Origin of the sequence: Shewanella sp. K8 (genome assembly GCF_028823715.1) — a bacterium.
GTDB lineage: Bacteria > Pseudomonadota > Gammaproteobacteria > Enterobacterales > Shewanellaceae > Shewanella > Shewanella algae.
The window spans coordinates 159,760-176,070 of sequence record NZ_JAPEHY010000004.1 but is presented as its reverse complement, the minus strand read 5'-3'; the positions used below and the strand labels follow the sequence as shown (position 1 = coordinate 176,070).

At 56.2% G+C, this 16,311-nt stretch carries 14 protein-coding genes and 2 pseudogenes; 9 read left to right on the top strand and 7 right to left on the bottom strand.

Features of this window, described 5'->3' with window-relative positions; all coding sequences use genetic code 11:
• Window positions 1-259 precede the first annotated feature (259 nt).
• The 7 genes from ON072_RS03980 to hydF all read left to right on the top strand — a co-directional run bounded on the left by ON072_RS03980 (window position 260) and on the right by hydF (window position 6,863).
• Entirely contained in the window at window positions 260-1,492 is a 1,233-nt protein-coding gene (locus ON072_RS03980; protein WP_028781324.1) for a [FeFe] hydrogenase, group A, read from the top strand.
• Window positions 1,493-1,502: 10 nt separating this feature from the next.
• Window positions 1,503-1,820: an iron hydrogenase small subunit gene (locus ON072_RS03975; protein WP_025010221.1), complete on the top strand. Its 318-nt coding sequence runs from the start codon at window positions 1,503-1,505 to the stop codon at window positions 1,818-1,820.
• A gap of 10 nt (window positions 1,821-1,830) precedes the next feature.
• A complete protein-coding gene (locus tag ON072_RS03970) occupies window positions 1,831-2,496 on the top strand; it encodes a cytochrome b/b6 domain-containing protein (protein WP_025010222.1) in 666 nt (221 codons plus the stop codon).
• A gap of 69 nt (window positions 2,497-2,565) precedes the next feature.
• Window positions 2,566-4,020, top strand: coding sequence for a [FeFe] hydrogenase H-cluster radical SAM maturase HydG (gene hydG / locus ON072_RS03965; protein WP_221060272.1), 1,455 nt, complete (start codon window positions 2,566-2,568; stop codon window positions 4,018-4,020).
• The gene (locus ON072_RS03960; protein ID WP_187575157.1) at window positions 4,017-4,628 is read left to right on the top strand and encodes a hypothetical protein; all 612 of its coding nucleotides are present in this window, start codon (window positions 4,017-4,019) and stop codon (window positions 4,626-4,628) included. Before hydG ends, ON072_RS03960 begins: the two co-directional genes overlap by 4 nt.
• On the top strand, window positions 4,625-5,638 hold the full coding sequence (gene hydE / locus ON072_RS03955; protein WP_054744475.1) for a [FeFe] hydrogenase H-cluster radical SAM maturase HydE: 1,014 nt from the start codon (window positions 4,625-4,627) through the stop codon (window positions 5,636-5,638). Before ON072_RS03960 ends, hydE begins: the two co-directional genes overlap by 4 nt.
• Window positions 5,631-6,863, top strand: a complete 1,233-nt coding sequence (gene hydF / locus ON072_RS03950; RefSeq protein ID WP_167717501.1) for a [FeFe] hydrogenase H-cluster maturation GTPase HydF — start codon at window positions 5,631-5,633, stop codon at window positions 6,861-6,863. The genes hydE and hydF overlap by 8 nt, the downstream gene beginning before the upstream one ends.
• Here the strand turns inward: hydF and ON072_RS03945 are convergent.
• The 6 genes and pseudogenes from ON072_RS03945 to ON072_RS03920 form a co-directional block, all read right to left on the bottom strand.
• Window positions 6,823-7,986, bottom strand: a complete 1,164-nt coding sequence (locus tag ON072_RS03945; RefSeq protein ID WP_071238673.1) for an ABC transporter permease — start codon at window positions 7,984-7,986, stop codon at window positions 6,823-6,825. The genes hydF and ON072_RS03945 overlap by 41 nt on opposite strands.
• Window positions 7,983-9,140 (bottom strand): ABC transporter permease, encoded by a 1,158-nt coding sequence (locus tag ON072_RS03940; RefSeq protein ID WP_261752692.1) that lies wholly within the window; start codon window positions 9,138-9,140, stop codon window positions 7,983-7,985. The genes ON072_RS03945 and ON072_RS03940 overlap by 4 nt, the downstream gene beginning before the upstream one ends.
• Before the next feature lie 2 nt (window positions 9,141-9,142).
• Window positions 9,143-10,117 carry an HlyD family secretion protein gene (locus ON072_RS03935; RefSeq protein WP_028781331.1) on the bottom strand — a complete coding sequence of 325 codons (975 nt, stop codon included), beginning with the start codon at window positions 10,115-10,117 and terminating at the stop codon, window positions 9,143-9,145.
• Window positions 10,107-11,507 carry a TolC family protein gene (locus tag ON072_RS03930; protein ID WP_144438242.1) on the bottom strand — a complete coding sequence of 467 codons (1,401 nt, stop codon included), beginning with the start codon at window positions 11,505-11,507 and terminating at the stop codon, window positions 10,107-10,109. Before ON072_RS03930 ends, ON072_RS03935 begins: the two co-directional genes overlap by 11 nt.
• A 367-nt stretch (window positions 11,508-11,874) precedes the next feature.
• Window positions 11,875-12,102, bottom strand: a pseudogene (locus tag ON072_RS03925) (alpha-amylase family glycosyl hydrolase); the annotation flags it as partial.
• A gap of 38 nt (window positions 12,103-12,140) precedes the next feature.
• Window positions 12,141-12,404: a hypothetical protein gene (locus ON072_RS03920; protein WP_261752693.1), complete on the bottom strand. Its 264-nt coding sequence runs from the start codon at window positions 12,402-12,404 to the stop codon at window positions 12,141-12,143.
• A 540-nt stretch (window positions 12,405-12,944) separates the two neighbouring features.
• On the opposite strand from ON072_RS03920, the pseudogene ON072_RS03915 reads away from it, so the two are divergent.
• A pseudogene (locus ON072_RS03915) lies at window positions 12,945-13,153 on the top strand (IS630 family transposase); the annotation flags it as partial.
• A gap of 216 nt (window positions 13,154-13,369) precedes the next feature.
• Entirely contained in the window at window positions 13,370-13,894 is a 525-nt protein-coding gene (locus ON072_RS03910; RefSeq protein ID WP_243757051.1) for a hypothetical protein, read from the top strand.
• Between the two features lie 949 nt (window positions 13,895-14,843).
• Here the strand turns inward: ON072_RS03910 and tldD are convergent.
• Entirely contained in the window at window positions 14,844-16,292 is a 1,449-nt protein-coding gene (tldD, locus tag ON072_RS03905; protein WP_159352778.1) for a metalloprotease TldD, read from the bottom strand.
• Window positions 16,293-16,311: the final 19 nt, after the last annotated feature.

Below are 16,311 nucleotides of genomic sequence, written 5' to 3'. Positions count from 1 at the left end.
CCAATTGCTGTGCAAGCCAGAGTGCCACGAGGACTTATTCGCACCTTCCCTAAGTCAAAAAGTCCCATGCCCCTGTTTCACCGGCTAATTTCATCATATTTCATGTAAAAACTTGTGAAATCTCAAGGCTGATCTGCTTTGGATCACAGATAGCGACAAGCCATTCCCTATAATCCCTCCGCCCTTTCCCAAGGGGTATAGCTTTTACATAAGCAATTAGAAAATAAGAATATTATCACGTAAAAAGGAACGCATTGCCATGACAGCAACCAGCTATCAGCCGGGAGAGATCCGCGGACTGATCCAGATAGATGCGCTCAAATGCAAAGGGTGTGACGCCTGCAAACAGTTCTGTCCCACCCATGCTATTGAGGGCGCATCCGGTGCCCCCCATAAGATTGATGAAGAGCGTTGCCTGAGCTGCGGCCAGTGTCTGATCAACTGCCCGTTCGGCGCCATTCATGAAACCCAGAGTGCCTTGGATACTGTGCTGACCAAGCTCAAGGATCCCGATACTCAGGTGGTCGGTATTCTGGCTCCGGCGGTACGGGTTGCCATAGGTGAAGCTTTCAACCTGCCCAAGGGACAACTGCTGACCAACAAACTCTACGGCGCCATGCACCAGGCCGGATTCAGGATCTTCGACTGTAACTTCGCCGCCGACCTGACCATTATGGAAGAAGGCTCTGAGTTCATTCACAGGCTGCATGCCAATGTGCGCCAGGAGCCAGGCGCCGGCAAACTGCCGCAGTTCACCTCCTGCTGCCCGGGCTGGGTTCGCTTCCTGGAAAACGAATATCCCAGCCTGCTGCCACATCTTTCCACCGCCAAGTCGCCGCAGCAGATGGCCGGGACTGTGGCCAAGACCTACGGCGCCAAGGTGTATGAGATGGCTCCGGAAAAGATCTTCACAGTGGCAGTTATGCCCTGCACCTCGAAAAAACTCGAGGCCTCGCGCCCTGAATTCAACTCTGCCTGGCGCTTCCATCAGCAACACGGCAGCGATTCCGCCCCTTACGCCGATGTGGATGCAGTGCTGACCACCCGCGAGATGGCTGAGCTGCTCAAACGCCTCGATATCCATCTGCCGGATGTGGCCGAATACCAAGGCGACAGCCTGTTTGCCCAATATACAGGGGCCGGCACCATTTTCGGTAACACTGGCGGCGTGATGGAAGCCGCGGTGCGTACCGCACACAAGGTGCTCACAGGTGAAGAACTGGCCAAGCTGGAACTGGCACCTGTGCGCGGTCTGGAAGGCGTCAAGGAAGCCGAACTCACCATTCATGACCAACAACTCAAACGAGATGTGCAGCTGAAAGTCGCCGTGGTGCACGACATGGGTCGCAATATCCGCCCCTTGCTGGAACAGGTGATGGCCGGCACGTCCCCCTACCACTTTATCGAAGTGATGAACTGCGCCGGTGGTTGCGTCAACGGTGGCGGTCAACCTATCAACGGCTCAGGCACATCCTGGGTTGCCCAACTGTAAGGAATTGCTCATGACAGACAAGTATCAATTTACCGAAGATGGTTTTCTGTTGTCACGGCGCCGTTTCATGGCCGTGGGCGCTGCGATTCTGGCGCTACTGGCCCTGCCTGTGGGCTGGCTCGGCAACCGTATCGCCAAGCGCAACGAATACATCAAGGCCAGGGCCGATGCCCTCTATATGGATGATGCCATTGCCAAGTACCGTGTCAGCCATGCCAACCCGGCCATTGCCCGCTATTACAGCGAATTTGGCGGTGAGCCGCTGGGGCATCTGTCGCACGAGTTGTTGCACACCCATTTTGTCGATCGCACTCAACTGAAATCCTAAGGAGTCGGCTATGCATCAGGACAATCGTCCCATTCTCAAGCACCCGCTGAATGTTCGGGTGTTCCACTACATCTTGCTGCTGAGCTTCCTGCCACTGGCGGCAACCGGGCTGTTGTTGTTCTTCAAACCCTTGAGCGACAGCGCCATGGGGCTGACCTATGACATTCATATTGTTGCCGGTGTCATAATGGCGCTGGATGCGGTGGCCTTCACCCTGATGGCATTCGACCGTGTTGTGCTGTTCACCAACAGAGTATTCACCTTCGGTGGCAACGATGTGGGTTGGTTCAAGGTGCTTGGCGGCTATCCACAGAAGTTTCTGTTGGGCAAGAAGGTCGCCGTGCCTCCTATGCGCAAGTACAACTCTGGACAGAAGCTGTTCGGGGTTTGTGTCCTGCTCGGTGGTACTGCACTGATCATTACAGGCTTGGCGCTGTGGCTGGTTCCCTATGCAATCCCACGCGATACCGCCTGGTTGCTGGGGATGATCCACCTGGGTTGTGGCCTGCTGCTGACGGCGTTTTTGCCCGTGCATCTGTTCCTGGCGGTTTATCGCTTCGACGATTTCAAGGCGATGATGCTGCACGGCAAGGTGCCCTACCATGACGCAGCCGAGTACACGCCACTATGGGTGCAGGAGGAGGTCGTTCCGGTTGCCGCCAAACGCGCCGAGTAACGCCATAAGTTCCATTTTCCAAGGAGCGCAGTTTGACTGCGCTCCTTATCTACAGGAGAGCCACTACAGATGTCAGGCCCTTTGATATCAGACCCGCTTGTATCGGGCCATACAGAAACGATTCAAGTCAAAGACTATAACCCCGCCGTAAATTTTATCGATGATGACGCCATCTGGGGCTTGCTCAATAACAACCGGCAACCCAGCCCGGATACCGTGCGCCAGGTGCTGGAAAAAGCCCGCCGCTTGCAGGGGCTGACGCTGGAGGAAGTGGCGGTTTTACTGCAAAACCAGGATGCCTCCCTGGACGAAGAGCTATTTGCCATTGCCCGTGGCATCAAGGACGCCATCTATGGCAATCGCATAGTACTGTTCGCCCCCCTGTATGTTTCCAACTTCTGCGCCAACGCCTGCAGCTATTGCGGCTTCAGCGCCGACAACCATGACTTGCCACGCAAGACCCTGAGCGAGCAGGAGCTGATCGCCGAGGTGGAAACCCTGGAAGATATGGGCCACAAACGGATCCTGGCGGTCTACGGTGAACACCCGCGCAATAACGCCCGCGCCATAGTCGACTCCATCAAGACCATGTACAGCGTGCGCAAAGGCAAAGGCGGTGAGATCCGCCGCATCAATGTCAACTGCGCCCCCATGGACACAGAAGACTTCAAGCTGCTGAAGACGGCCGCCATAGGCACTTATCAGTGTTTTCAGGAAAGCTACCACAGAACGACCTACGAACAGGTGCACCTCAAAGGCCGCAAGAAGGACTTCCTCTATCGTCTCTACGCCATGCACAGAGCCATGGAAGCCGGTATCGACGATGTGGGCATTGGCGTGCTGTTCGGTCTCTATGACCACAAATTCGAGCTGCTGGCCATGCTCACCCATGTACAGCAACTGGAGCAGGATTGCGGCATAGGCCCGCATACCATCTCCTTCCCGCGGATTGAGCCCGCCGATGGCTCCAGCCTGTCGGAGCGGCCTCCCTATGTCGTCGATGACGCCACCTTCAAACGCCTGGTGGCCATTACCCGCCTGGCAGTGCCCTACACTGGGCTGATTATGAGCACCCGCGAAAGTGCCGAACTCAGACGTGAACTCCTGAGCCTGGGGGTATCACAGATCAGTGCTGGCTCTCGGACCACCCCAGGTGGCTACAATCAGGAAGACGATGCGGCCCAATTTAGCCTGGGCGATCACCGCAGCATGGATGAAGTGGTATTGGATCTGGTCAAGCATAGCCATTCCATCCCCTCATTCTGCACCGGCTGTTACCGTAAGGGCCGTACCGGCGATCACTTTATCGGCCTGGCCAAGCAGCAGTTTATCGGCAAGTTTTGTCAACCCAACGCCTTGATCACCTTCAAGGAATACCTCAACGACTACGCCAGCGAGCAGACCCGTGAAGCCGGCGAAGCCTTGATAGCCGCCGAGCTGGATAAACTCAGTCCCGCCAGAAGACGCAATATCGAGGCTTGCCTCACGCGCACCGATGCAGGCGAGAGGGATATCTATCTGTGAAAGGTCGTACCCTGGTACTGGCACCCGGTTGTCGACTCTATGCCGGGCTGCCAAAACAACAGCTGAAGTCGGCACTGAGCCGCGCCCGGCGAGTGGCCCTGCATGCCGGCCACTATGCCAATTTCAGTGAAGGGGCGATAGATCAGCTGCTGCGACAAAGACTGCAAAGCAGTCAGCTGTCGCAGCTGTTAATAGTGACACAAGAGTTACAAAGCGAAGCCGGGCTGGCGTTTGGCAAAATGTTGCGTCCAGAGTCCACCGAGGCGGAAATCCTCGAGGAATACCGGGTATCTCAGCAGTGGAGCAAGCAACTCGCCGCCTCCTGGCCCGAGCAGGTGACGGCGGTCAGCAGTAAGCTGGCCGCCAGCGCGCCGCTGTTATTGCTCGATGATCAACTGTTTGTCGGCCACTATGCCCATAGTCCACATCTGGCGCCTTTGGGATTGTGGCTCAAGTTGGACAGCCGCGAGCTGGGGCTGCCACCGGCGGGCCTATGGCAACGGATGCAAGGCCGCACCAAGGTCGCTGCCACGCCCTGGCAACAGGCCTTGTATCGCTACGCCGATGAGCTGGCACAAGTGCTGAAACAGGCAGGAGTCCAAGCATGAAGCCGGCCGAAAATCTGGGTTCAGCAGAAATCAGAGCCTTGCTCTGCGGCGAAGCCGATGACTGGCTGTTTGCCCGCGCCGATGCGGTCAAGCGCCAGTACTTTGGCAAGGAGATCTGGCTCAGAGGCATAGTGGAGTTTTCCAGCTATTGCCGCTGTGACTGTCACTACTGTGGCCTGAGAGCCGCCAATCGCGACATTGAGCGTTACCGGCTCAGCCATCAGGAAATCATCGACTCGGCCCTCAAAGTAGATAAAGCCGGTATCGGCACCCTGGTGCTGCAATCCGGTGAAGACAGCCGCTTTCGACAGGATGGCATAAGCCGCATCCTCAGCACCATCAAACAGCAAACCCAGTTGGCCATCACGCTATCTTTGGGTGAACGCAGCCACAGTGAGCTGGCGCTCTGGCGCGAAGCCGGCGCCGACCGCTATCTGTTGAAACTGGAAACCCTGGATGCCGAGCTCTATAGCCGCCTGCGCCCGGGAAGAGTGCTGGACAAACGCCTAAGGCTACTGGAAACCCTCAAGAGCCTGGGTTATGAGACCGGCAGTGGCATTATCTGTGGCCTGCCTGGCAGCAAGAGCGATGCCCTGGCCGACGCCCTGTTGGCGCTCTCAGCCATGGAACTGGAGATGTTGGCGGTCGGTCCCTTCGTCAGCCATCCACAAACCCCGCTGGCAAACACGGCCAATGGCAATGTGCTTGAGTGCCAGCGAGCCTGCGCCATACTCAGGCTACTCAATCCCGGTGCCAACATTCCGGCCACCAGCGCCCTGGATGCCTTGCAAAAAGGCGCCAGGCTCGAATCCCTGAGCCGCGGCTGCAATGTACTTATGCCCTCGTTCACGCCACAGAAAGACAGCAGCAAATACCTTATTTACCCCGGCAAGAATGCCTCCGGCTGCCCGCTGGAGCAGCGTCTCGCCGATATCAGACTCAGCCTTAAAGCCCGCGGCTTGTATTGCTCTGCGGACAGAGGCAACGCCAGGAGACAAATTAATGTGTAATTCGGCCCCCAATGCAGCCCCCCGCGGGGTCAAACTGCACATAGTATTGTGTGGTCGTCGCAACGCCGGGAAATCCTCCCTGCTCAATTACTTATCCAACCAACAGAGTGCCATAGTCTCTGAGACCAAGGGCACCACCACAGATGCGGTGCGCAAGCCCTTTGAACTGCATCCGGTCGGCCCGGCTACCCTGATAGATACCGCCGGACTGGACGATACCGGCGCCCTGGGGCTTCAACGAATAGCCGCCAGTCGCCGGGCGTTGCAACAGGCCGATATCGCCGTCTATGTGCTGGATGAACAGGGGTTGGATGAGTTTGACCGCGACTGGCTGTTACTGCTGCAAAGCTGGCAGCTGCCAATCCTGGTGGTAGCGAACAAGCAAGATCTGGCCCCTCTGCCCGCAGAGCATCAGCGCTGGCTCAAGGGCCAAGGCATCAAGTTCTTATGCCTGTCGACCCAAGAGGCAAAACACCGGGAAGACTTGGTCGAGCAACTGGTTCAACTGGTGCCGGCAGATTTTCGTTGCGACCCCGTGCTGGCCGCCGACTGTTACCGCATAGGAGAGCAACTGCTGCTGGTCGCCCCGATAGATTCGGCGGCCCCCAAGGGCAGATTGATTTTGCCCCAGGTGCAGGTTCTCAGAGAAGCGCTGGATAACGGTGCCATTGCCAGCATCTGCCGTGAGTCTGAGCTGGCCACGGCCTTGGCCGCCATGCCCACGCCACCGGCGTTGGTTGTGACCGATGCCCAGGCGGTGAGACAAGTGGCCGCTCAGGTACCCGACAGCATTCCGCTGACCACCTTCTCCACCCTGTTTGCCCGGGCCAAGGGCGATCTACCGGCCCAGCTGCAAGGCGCCGAGATGCTCGAAAGGCTCGAGGATGGTGATCGGGTACTAATCGCCGAGGCCTGTAGCCATGAGGTGCAGGATGAAGATATAGGCAGAGTGAAGATCCCGGCGGCCATCGGCAAATTGACCGGCAAACAGTTGCAGTTCAGCGTCTGTGCCGGCCATGACTTTCCGGCCGATTTGGAACGCTACAAACTGGTAGTGCACTGCGGCGCCTGTATGTTGGGGCGGGCGGAGATGCAGCGGCGCATTCTCGAATGTCGCCGCCGCGGCGTCGCCATCACCAACTATGGGCTGGTGTTGGCCAAGGCCAGTGGCGTGCTGGAAAGAGTCAGTTCGCCGCTGCTGCCAGTTGACGCCGACGCCAACTAACGCCCCAAACCGCCAGAGGGAAGAACAGCAACAATAGCCCCCAGAGCTGTAACCATTTGGGGGCAATAACCGCCCAATCGGCTCCCATCTGGTTCAGCTGCAGCATTCCCATAATCGCCGGCACAGCCGGGATCACCTGCGACAGCCATACCAAGGGCTCAGGGATCAGTGCCAAGGGCCAGACAAAGCCACTGACAAACAGGATGGGCATGGATACCAGCAGCAGGATCTGGGTCGGCAACTCGCGCCTGACAAACAGGCAGCTGAGCGCTACCCCGGCGCTGGCAGTGGTCAGCAGGAAAGGCAACATCAGCAACAATACCTGACCAAGACTCGCCTGCAGACTCACCTGATAGAAGTAATAACACCAGCCAATATAGAGCGCACTGAACAGGCAATAGAGCAAGCCGAAGGCCAACACCCGGGCACTGACCAGCATCAAGGGGCTAACCCGGTTCCAATAGCCCGGCTGGCGCCATTGCCCGGCGCCGAGAATGCCTGTGCCTATCAGCAAGGTCTGGTGCAAAATCAGCAGAAACAATCCTGGTACCACATAGGGGGTATAACCCAAACCTTTATTGAACGCGGGCACGGCATTGAGTTTAATCGGCGCCAGACTCTGGGCGGCGGCCTCAGGGCTCTGGCCCGAGGCCAATAGTCCCTTGAGCTGGATCTGCTTGCCGGCATCCATACCGGCACTCACCAAACCTTCTACCACAGCGGAATAGATCAGGAAGTAACTGGCATCACCGCCGAAGCTCAAAGTCGCGCCCCGTCCCAGCAACAGATCGCGGCGAAAATCAAACGGGATCACCAATAAACCATGGGCGCGGCCATCGGTGACCCAGGCCTTGGCTTCGTCGATGGAGCCGACCCGACCGACAACCTGGATACGGGCACTGGCATCGGCGTGACGGATAAGCCGCCGTGACAGCGAGGAGTTATCGTGATCCACCACCACCAACTGCTGCTCTGTGGGCACCTGATGCAGATAAGGCAAGGGATAGAGCACGGCATAGAAGAGCACGCCGCCAAACAGGGTCAAAGAGATCGCCTTGTCACGCACCAAGGCGCGTAAATCCAGCCAGATCAACTGCCATAACGAGAGGGACTTGGCTGTCATAACGTCTCCTCAAGCGGCAACTGCGACTGCAGCACCCTGGCATAACGACGGGCAAAGAACCAACTGGGGATCAACAGCAGCAGAAAGCCGAGATAACCCAGCGCCTGAGGCAGTAAGCTGGCCGGCCCGGCGCCATAGCTCACCAACGCAACATGAGACTCTATATAGTGGCTTGATGGCATCAACAGACGCCACCACTGCGCCAGCAGTGGCATTTCTCCGGTCGGGAAGGTAATGCCCATAAAAGCAAAGGCGGGTGCAAACAGCGCGGTGCAAAAGCTGATCACCCTGGCGCTGTCGGCCAGCATAAAGAAAATCCCCTGCACCCAGAGCCAAACGCCCATCAACATTAAGATCTGCATCGGCAGCAGCCACAGGAGTTGCCCGGCTATCGGCAGCCCCAGCAGCTGATACAACAGCACCAAAATAAAGCCGCCGTGCAGCAGCATAAAGGCGCCGTTGACCATAAACTTACTCAAAAGCACTGAGGGCATACCCAGGCGGAAGCATTCGCCCAAGGTATCCTGGCGCAGCTCACGGTTGAGACTGCCGGCAAAGGCCAGCATGGCCAGCAGTTGCCATAGAGCTATCAGCACAGGCGGCACCAGGAAGCCGACATAGTTGTTATTGCGGTTGAACAGCGCCGTGGTTTGGGTGCTTACAGGGCTGAGGTGCACCTCAACCTGGGACGGGTTAACACCGGCCGCCAGTTGCTTGAGCCTGGCCACCTGCTGCAAACCATCGGCCAGGGTCAGTTGCAACTGACTGGCCAGCAGCTTGCCCACCAGCAAAAACTGGCCGTTGTAGCGCAGGTCTATGGTGGGAGTGTGCCCGGTCAGCAGTTCCTGTTTCAGACCATAGGGCAAGATAACCAAGGCATAGACCTCGCCGCGGCGCATCGCCTCGACCGCCTCGTCCAGCGCCAGATAGCGCCTGGGAGCGGTGACAGGATTAGCCTCAAGATGACGCCCCAGCTCACGACTGAGGCTGGAGTTGTCCTGATCCACCAGCGCCACCGGCAACTGCCTGGGCAACCCGGCGGAGAACAACCACCAAAGACAGAGCACACCGATAAGCGGCAGATAGCTTATCAGTGCCAGCTGCCAGGGATCGCGCCAGACAGCCTGCCACTCTCGCCGAAGCAACTTATTCATAATCAAGACTTTTCAAGTAATACTGACATGCCCACCCGCAGATCGGCTACCGGCTCAAGCGGCCTGAGCTCCACTTCAAAGGTACGCATATCAAAGTCGTGGCCACTCTCGGTCGCCCGCCAGGTGGCGAAGTCGCCCAGCACGCTGATGTGGCTGACCTCAAACTCGACACTACGTTGCAGCGCCGGCAGTGTCAGGGTCATACGCTCGCCCTTCTTGAACTGCTTGAGCTGATCCTCACGCACCTGAAACACGGCCCAGGCATCTGTCATATCCACCAAACTGACCACAGGGAAGCCACTGGGTGCCAGCTCGCCCACCTGCAACAGCACCTCGGTGATTTCACCGCCCTTGGGCGCGCGCATCTGGCTGTCGGCGAGTATGGCACTGACCTCTTTCACTGCACCTTCGGCCATACGGGCATTACCGGCTGCGGCGGCCTTGGTTTCTTCCCGGGCGCCCTCTTCGGTCATTTGATACATGGCATAGGCGGCCTGCTCGGTATACTTGGCGGCCTGATATTGGGTAAAGGCTTCATCACGCTTTTGCCGGGCAAGTACGCCATCGCGGAACAGGTTTTCTACCCGGTCGAAGGTGGTCTTGGCCAGCTCACTGGCGGCCTTGGCCTTGAGCCACTGCTCGCGGGAGGCGGCAACCTGCTGCTTACGGGCACCGCTGTCGGCTTCCTGCTGCATCGCCTTGGCGGCATCGCGGCCACCCTCGGCCTGCATCAGTTTGGCGTTGAGCTCGGGGCTGTCGATAGCAAACAGCAGATCCCCTTCACTGACACTGTCTCCGCGGCGCACCAACACCTGCTCTACCCGGCCCGGCACCTTGGAAGACACATTGTATTCCCTGGCCTCTATCTGCCCCTGCAACAGCTGTGGCTTGGGGGAGTAAGCCAGGATCAGCCCATATACCAGCGCCGCCACTATGGTTACCAGGGCCACTATGGCCACCAAAGGATTAACCCGCATCCTGTATCTCCTGCTTGTCACTGCGTCCGATAAATTCATCCAACTGGCCACTGACCGCCATCAAGCGGGCATAGGCCTGAACATAACGATATTGAGCCGCCAACTGCTTGGTGCGTACCGCACTGAGTTTGAGCTCGGCATCCACCCTGTCGATGGAGGTAGACAGCCCTTGATTGAAAGCCAATTCCCGCAGCTTGAGGTTTTCCTCTGCCAGCGCCAGAGAACTGTTCAAGGCATTAACCTCCTCTTCGGCCTGCAGCAGTTGGCGATAGCTTTGATCCACCAACAGACTGAGATCCTGACGGGTTTGTGCCTTGGTGTATCTGGCCTGCAGCAGGGCGCTCTTGGCCGCCTGCACCTTGCCACTGCGACCATCACGGGACAGCAGCGGCACCTTGACTCCGACGCCTACCATCCAGTCGGGTTCGACCTTGGAAAACAGGCTGTCGTCTTCATAGAGGGTGTAATTACCGTAGAGGAAAACCGTGGGGAAGTATTTTCCCTTTTCCATATCGACCAGGCCCTGAGCCTGGGTCTCTTTCGCCTCCAACAAGCGCAAGGCTGGATGCTGCTTCAGCGTCAGCTCGGTCAACTGCGGCAATGAAGGGGAGCTTGGCGCCATAAACAGCGGCGACTTGGTGGCGATATCAGTCTGGTGCAGCAGGCGTGACAGGGCTATCAGCGCCATCTCATGGCGGCGTTTGGCACTGCCGAGGTCGACCTTGGCCTGATCCAGTGCCACCTGGGCATTGAGGCGCTCGACTCTGGCGATCTGCCCCTGTTGTTCCAGTTTTTCAGCGTGGCTGTAATGCTTTTCCAGCGATGCCACCAGCTGAGCCTGGGTCTGTACCAAAGCCTGGGTCACAGTGACGGCATAGTATCTGTCTACCAGAGTGGTAAACAGCTCACGCCGCGCCAACTCCAGTTGCTGCTTCTTCTCAGCCACCTGAGCCGCCTGAATGCCTTGAGCGGCAGAGATCTGGCCACCGGTATAAATCGGCCACATCGCCTGTAAGCTGGCTCGGAACACATCCTGCTCGGTAAAAGGAGTCACAAACATGGAGCCGGGAAGCGAGCCGATAATGCCACCTATGGCCGGTGGCAGAGTGGCGGGATCCATAGAGGCGAGTGGATTGAGATCGCGCAGATCCAGCTCTATCGGTTTTTCCAGCCTGGTATAGCTGCCGTTGATGTTGAGCGATGGCAAGTTAAGGTCGCGCCCGGCCTCTTGCTGCGCCTCGGCGCGGCTGACTTCCTGGCCTTCGGCCGCCAGCTTGTCGCTCACCTCCAGCAACTGTTGCCAGGCCGAGGCAAAACTATAGTCTGCGGCAAACGCAGGCTGAGCCGCCAGCGGCCACAACAGCAACCAGGCAAATTTGGTCAATTTCATCTACACCCCTAGAGTAAAAACTCTAATTCCTGAGCAAAAAGGATATCATCCTCGCTTGTCGGCCACCAGTTAACCTTGCTGCACGGCGGCGCAAGACCTCCAAGGCCTGTCGAAATCTGGGTAAAAAAACAGACAAGCCACTGGATCCTAGTCTTTTTTAAGCTGTATTGAAACTAAGGAAGGTGCGAACCTGCACCGAGGAATAGACACACATCCTAAACTCACGAATTTAGACTTACAGAATTGCGCTGCACTTGGGCGTTGCCGAGAGCCTGTTGGCGCAAATTAAAGTGGCCAGCGGTGAGTGGGCTTATGGGCGTGAGCCAAGGATAGTGAGCAGACCTTATCCGTGGATGAATTTGGATGCCAGCACCAAATGGTAGTGATTGCTCATAACCGCATAAGCGCAAACGTCGATGCAGAATATTGACGACAACTGCCTGATTTTATCCACTATCCAGCCACGTCTATGCTCGTAACTGCGCCCCGACAGAGCATCTTCACCACACAAAAATGCCCTTCTAACGCAACGGTTAATCACGTGGTAAAAGGGCGTACTTTCAGCATCTATCAACTGGCGGCTGGCTGTGGTCATAACCAACCTCGATTGAGCTTTGATGGGTATTTCAAAGCCTAGTCAAGCCTGTGCGAAACATCAAAAAGATCTGGCTGTCCTGTCTTTTTCCTGCTGCCGTTGATGTTGAGCGATGGCAGATTAAGGTCGCGCCCGGCCTCTTGCTGCGCCTCGGCGCGGCTGACTTCCTGGCCTTCGGCCGCCAGCTTGTCGCTCACCTCCAGCAACTGTTGCCAGGCCGAGGCAAAACTATAGTCTGCGGCAAACGCAGGCTGAACCGCCAGCGACCACAACAGCAACCAGGCAAATTTGGTCAATTTCATCTACACCCCTAGAGTAAAAACTCTAATTCCTGAGCAAAAAGGATATCATCCTCGCTTGTCGGCCACCAGTTAACCTTGCTGCGCGGCGGCGCAAGGCCTGTCGAAACCTGGGTAAAAAAACAGACAAGCCACTGGATCCTAGTCTTTTTTAAGCTGTATTGAAACTAACACTAAGAGTGAAGCTTGCCGACGATTATCTCGCCAAGTATGAGAAATGGGTTATACCCACCAAGATCTTTAGCTAATCTGCTGCGTATAGCAGCAGTTTCCAGACTTTAAGCCGAGCAGTCGTATCGGCAAACCTGCACCGAGGAAATGGGCGTATGTCTGCACGAGTCCCTCCAGACTCCAAAATGTGACTCAACTGGCTTATCAACACCATGAATTGTTACCTCACAGCCCATCAACAAGTTAGCCTGAGACATTGACCAGACACATTGGCCCGAGAGATTATTCAAGTACATTGAGAAACTGCTTAGTTTTAAACAGAATGCTGGCCAAACAAAACCGGAAAGCTGGTCAAAAAAGGCGGACTACCGGCTCAAACACAATTCCAGGTTCAAGCTACTGTTTCACCTGTATACTCACCTCGGATTAACAAGATAGAGCGCTTATGGCTGGCGCTGCATGAAACGGTCACGCGCAATCATAGTTGCAAGACCATGCTGAAACGCCTCAGCAGGGTATGGCGATTTATGGAAACGGTTTCACCATTTCCTGGCAGCGGACACGGCACAGCGGAAATGTAGCAGTATTAGGATCAGTTGTTTAGTCGAGGGGGTGTGAAACATCAAAAAGATCTGGCTGTCTTGTCTTTCTTTACCAGCGGCTCAATTAACAGCGCAAACCCTGATGGAACCTGCTTACCTGGGATTGATTTGATCTACAAGGCCATTGCTGCACCCAAGGGGGGAGCTAAGATTTCGGGCCGAGCCCCTGCAGGCTGGAAACCATAAACAGTCGAGATGAGTAATGATATGTTAACAGAGCAACAACACAAATTTATTCTGAGTGAAGTATCACAACCCGTGATTACCATTGCCCGCGAGGTCGATTTTGCCGAGCGCTATGCCTCCATGTTGGTGCGCTTTCCTAAACTCGCTGGTGACTTTAATCCTAAGGTGCCGACAGAGCGTCGACAGGCATTGGTTGCCCAGTTCCCTTACCCGATTCGCTTTTACAAAAGCGAAGGGGGATATTACAAGCTAAATGCCAAAAAGTTTGCCTACCCCCATATGAGGCTTATGATGGAGATGCTGCAGTGGGTAGTGTTCAACTTTGACTTGTGGCGTGAAGATAAGCGAATTGGTGGCGGAACTTATCAACAGATTGCCGTGGCCGAGCGGTTAGCGCGAGGTGAAAAGATAGACTGGGATAAAGACTGGCGTACACAACACCAGCCATGGTGCTATAACGAAACGCAATTACAAACTGTGCTAACAGAAAGTTTTGCGCTATTTGATGACCTTTGCAAACAATTACCGGATTAGTCATTTGATGCGGGTTAACTGTTTGCTGGCAAGCTGATTGGCATTAATTGGTTTAAGTCTAACTGGCTGCACCTTATTACCATACCAGGCTTCTGATGGTGTTAAACCCGGCTATCATGATATGCCATTACCCGGAGGTTGTATTGAGAAAGATTTGACTGTCCTGTCTTTTGGTAGATTTAAACTTTACAGAATGTCACCAACTTCCCCCTTAGGTGTCGCCAATAGGCATTGGCCGAGCTTCCGGCTACGGTGCAGCCCATCACCTGCGGTTCGCTCTCGCACAGGCGATCCTGTGACACGGCGTGAATACGTCCCTGTAGCCTCGTCGAAAACATCCCTGTTTTCGACGGTCACAGTCCCGCCTATGCCTGGAAAATAGGTGTATGTTTGTGGAATTTCAAGTAACGCTATGATTGCAGAGTTGCACCGACTTTCCCCCTCGGTGTCGCCGACAGCCGTTGGCGCAAATAACGTGGCTGAGGCAAGGATGCCGAAGCAGCGACAGTCGAATCAGGGATGAGCGTCTGAAGCGCTAGTTATTTGCGCCATTAGGCCGAGGGGCTTTCGACACCGTGTGGGGCGGCAAGGGAGATCCAAGAGGGGATTGCTGTTGTTCCCCTCTTGGTCGGGTGTGGGGCGAAGCTCCACGACTTTATGCCGCTGGCACAGCGGCTAATATCAAATATACAAGACACCCTAAACACTTTCCGAGCTGCAAGGAAGCCCGCTGCAAAGTGTCTGAGACTCTCTGAGACGCTCACTTTCGGAGGTTCATGCAGAATTGTCCTTGCCAAGCCTGTTTCTGCAAAATCACCAACGGTTTAAGGTTAATAGGGATGCATTTGCTCCAAGACTTTCTGCCGCCACAGCGGCTATCACTTTGCCAAGAGCAATGCAGGAACCAGCGCTAAACTAAGCTGCCGAATCAGGGATTCGACAGCATTTCTCAGGCTGTGCCACCGACCGTCAGGCGGTCCAGTTTAAGCGTTGGCTGCCCAACCCCGACCGGGACACTCTGGCCGTCTTTACCGCAAACGCCGACGCCTTTGTCGAGTTCAAGATCTGTGCCCACCATGGAGATCTGCCCCATGGCTTCCGGGCCGCTGCCTATCAGGGTCGCGCCCTTCACCGGACTGGTGATCTCGCCGTTTTCAATCAGGTAGGCTTCAGAGGCCGAGAACACAAACTTACCCGAGGTGATATCCACCTGACCGCCACCGAAGTTGGGGGCGTAGAGGCCTTTTTTCACCGACTTGATAATATCGGCGGGCGCCGACTCACCGGCCAGCATATAGGTGTTGGTCATCCGCGGCATAGGCAAGTGAGCGTATGATTCGCGGCGGCCATTCCCGGTGGGCTTTTGTCCCATCAAGCGGGCATTGAGTTTGTCCTGCATATAGCCCTTGAGAATGCCGTTCTCAATCAACACTGTCTTGTGCGCCGGGGTACCTTCATCATCTATGGTCAGCGAGCCACGGCGGTTTTCCAGCGTGCCATCGTCCACCACAGTGACCAACTTGGAGGCCACCTGCTGGCCAATCTTACCGCTGAAGGCGCTGCTGCCCTTACGGTTGAAGTCACCTTCCAGACCGTGGCCAACCGCTTCATGCAACAAGACTCCAGGCCAACCTGCGCCCAGAACCACAGGCATTTCACCGGCGGGGGCGTCTATCGCCTGTAGGTTGACCTGTGCCTGACGCACGGCCTCGCGGGCAAAGGCAAAACACATAGGCAGGCCGTCATCAGCAGCAGCCATCAGGGTTTGATAGTGGTGACGACCACCGCCACCAGCGCCGCCCCGTTCACGGCGGCCGTTTTCTTCGAGGATCACAGAGCAGTTGAAGCGGACCAGCGGCCGGATATCCGCCGCCAGAGTACCATCGCTGGCAGCTACCAGTATCTCTTCATGCACTCCGGCCAGGCTGACCACCACTTGAATGATGCGGCTATCAAGGCTGCGGATATAGGCATCCGCTTCCTTGAGCAGGGCAATTTTACGGCCCTCTTCCAGTGCCGCTATCGGATCTTCACTCAGATACAGCGCCTTGGCGCCGCGGCGCTTCCAGGCCTGAGTTTGATAGCTGCCCCCAGTCTGGGCTATGCCTCTGGCGGCATCGGCGGCGGCAGCCAAGGCTTTGGGCGTTATCTCATCGGCGTAGGCGAAACCTGTCTTTTCACCACTGATGGCTCGGACACCGACACCACGCTCAATATGAAAACTGCCTTCCTTGACTATGCCATCTTCCAGCACCCAGGTTTCATGACGGCTGCCCTGAAAATAGAGATCGGAAAAATCCACCTGGTGTTGGTGGATTCGCTCCAGGTAAGTTTGCAGATCGTCGAGGTGCAGTCCCTCTTGCAGTAAACTCTGTCCCACTTGGGTTAAAAATGGCATTGGGTCTCTCTCAATCCGG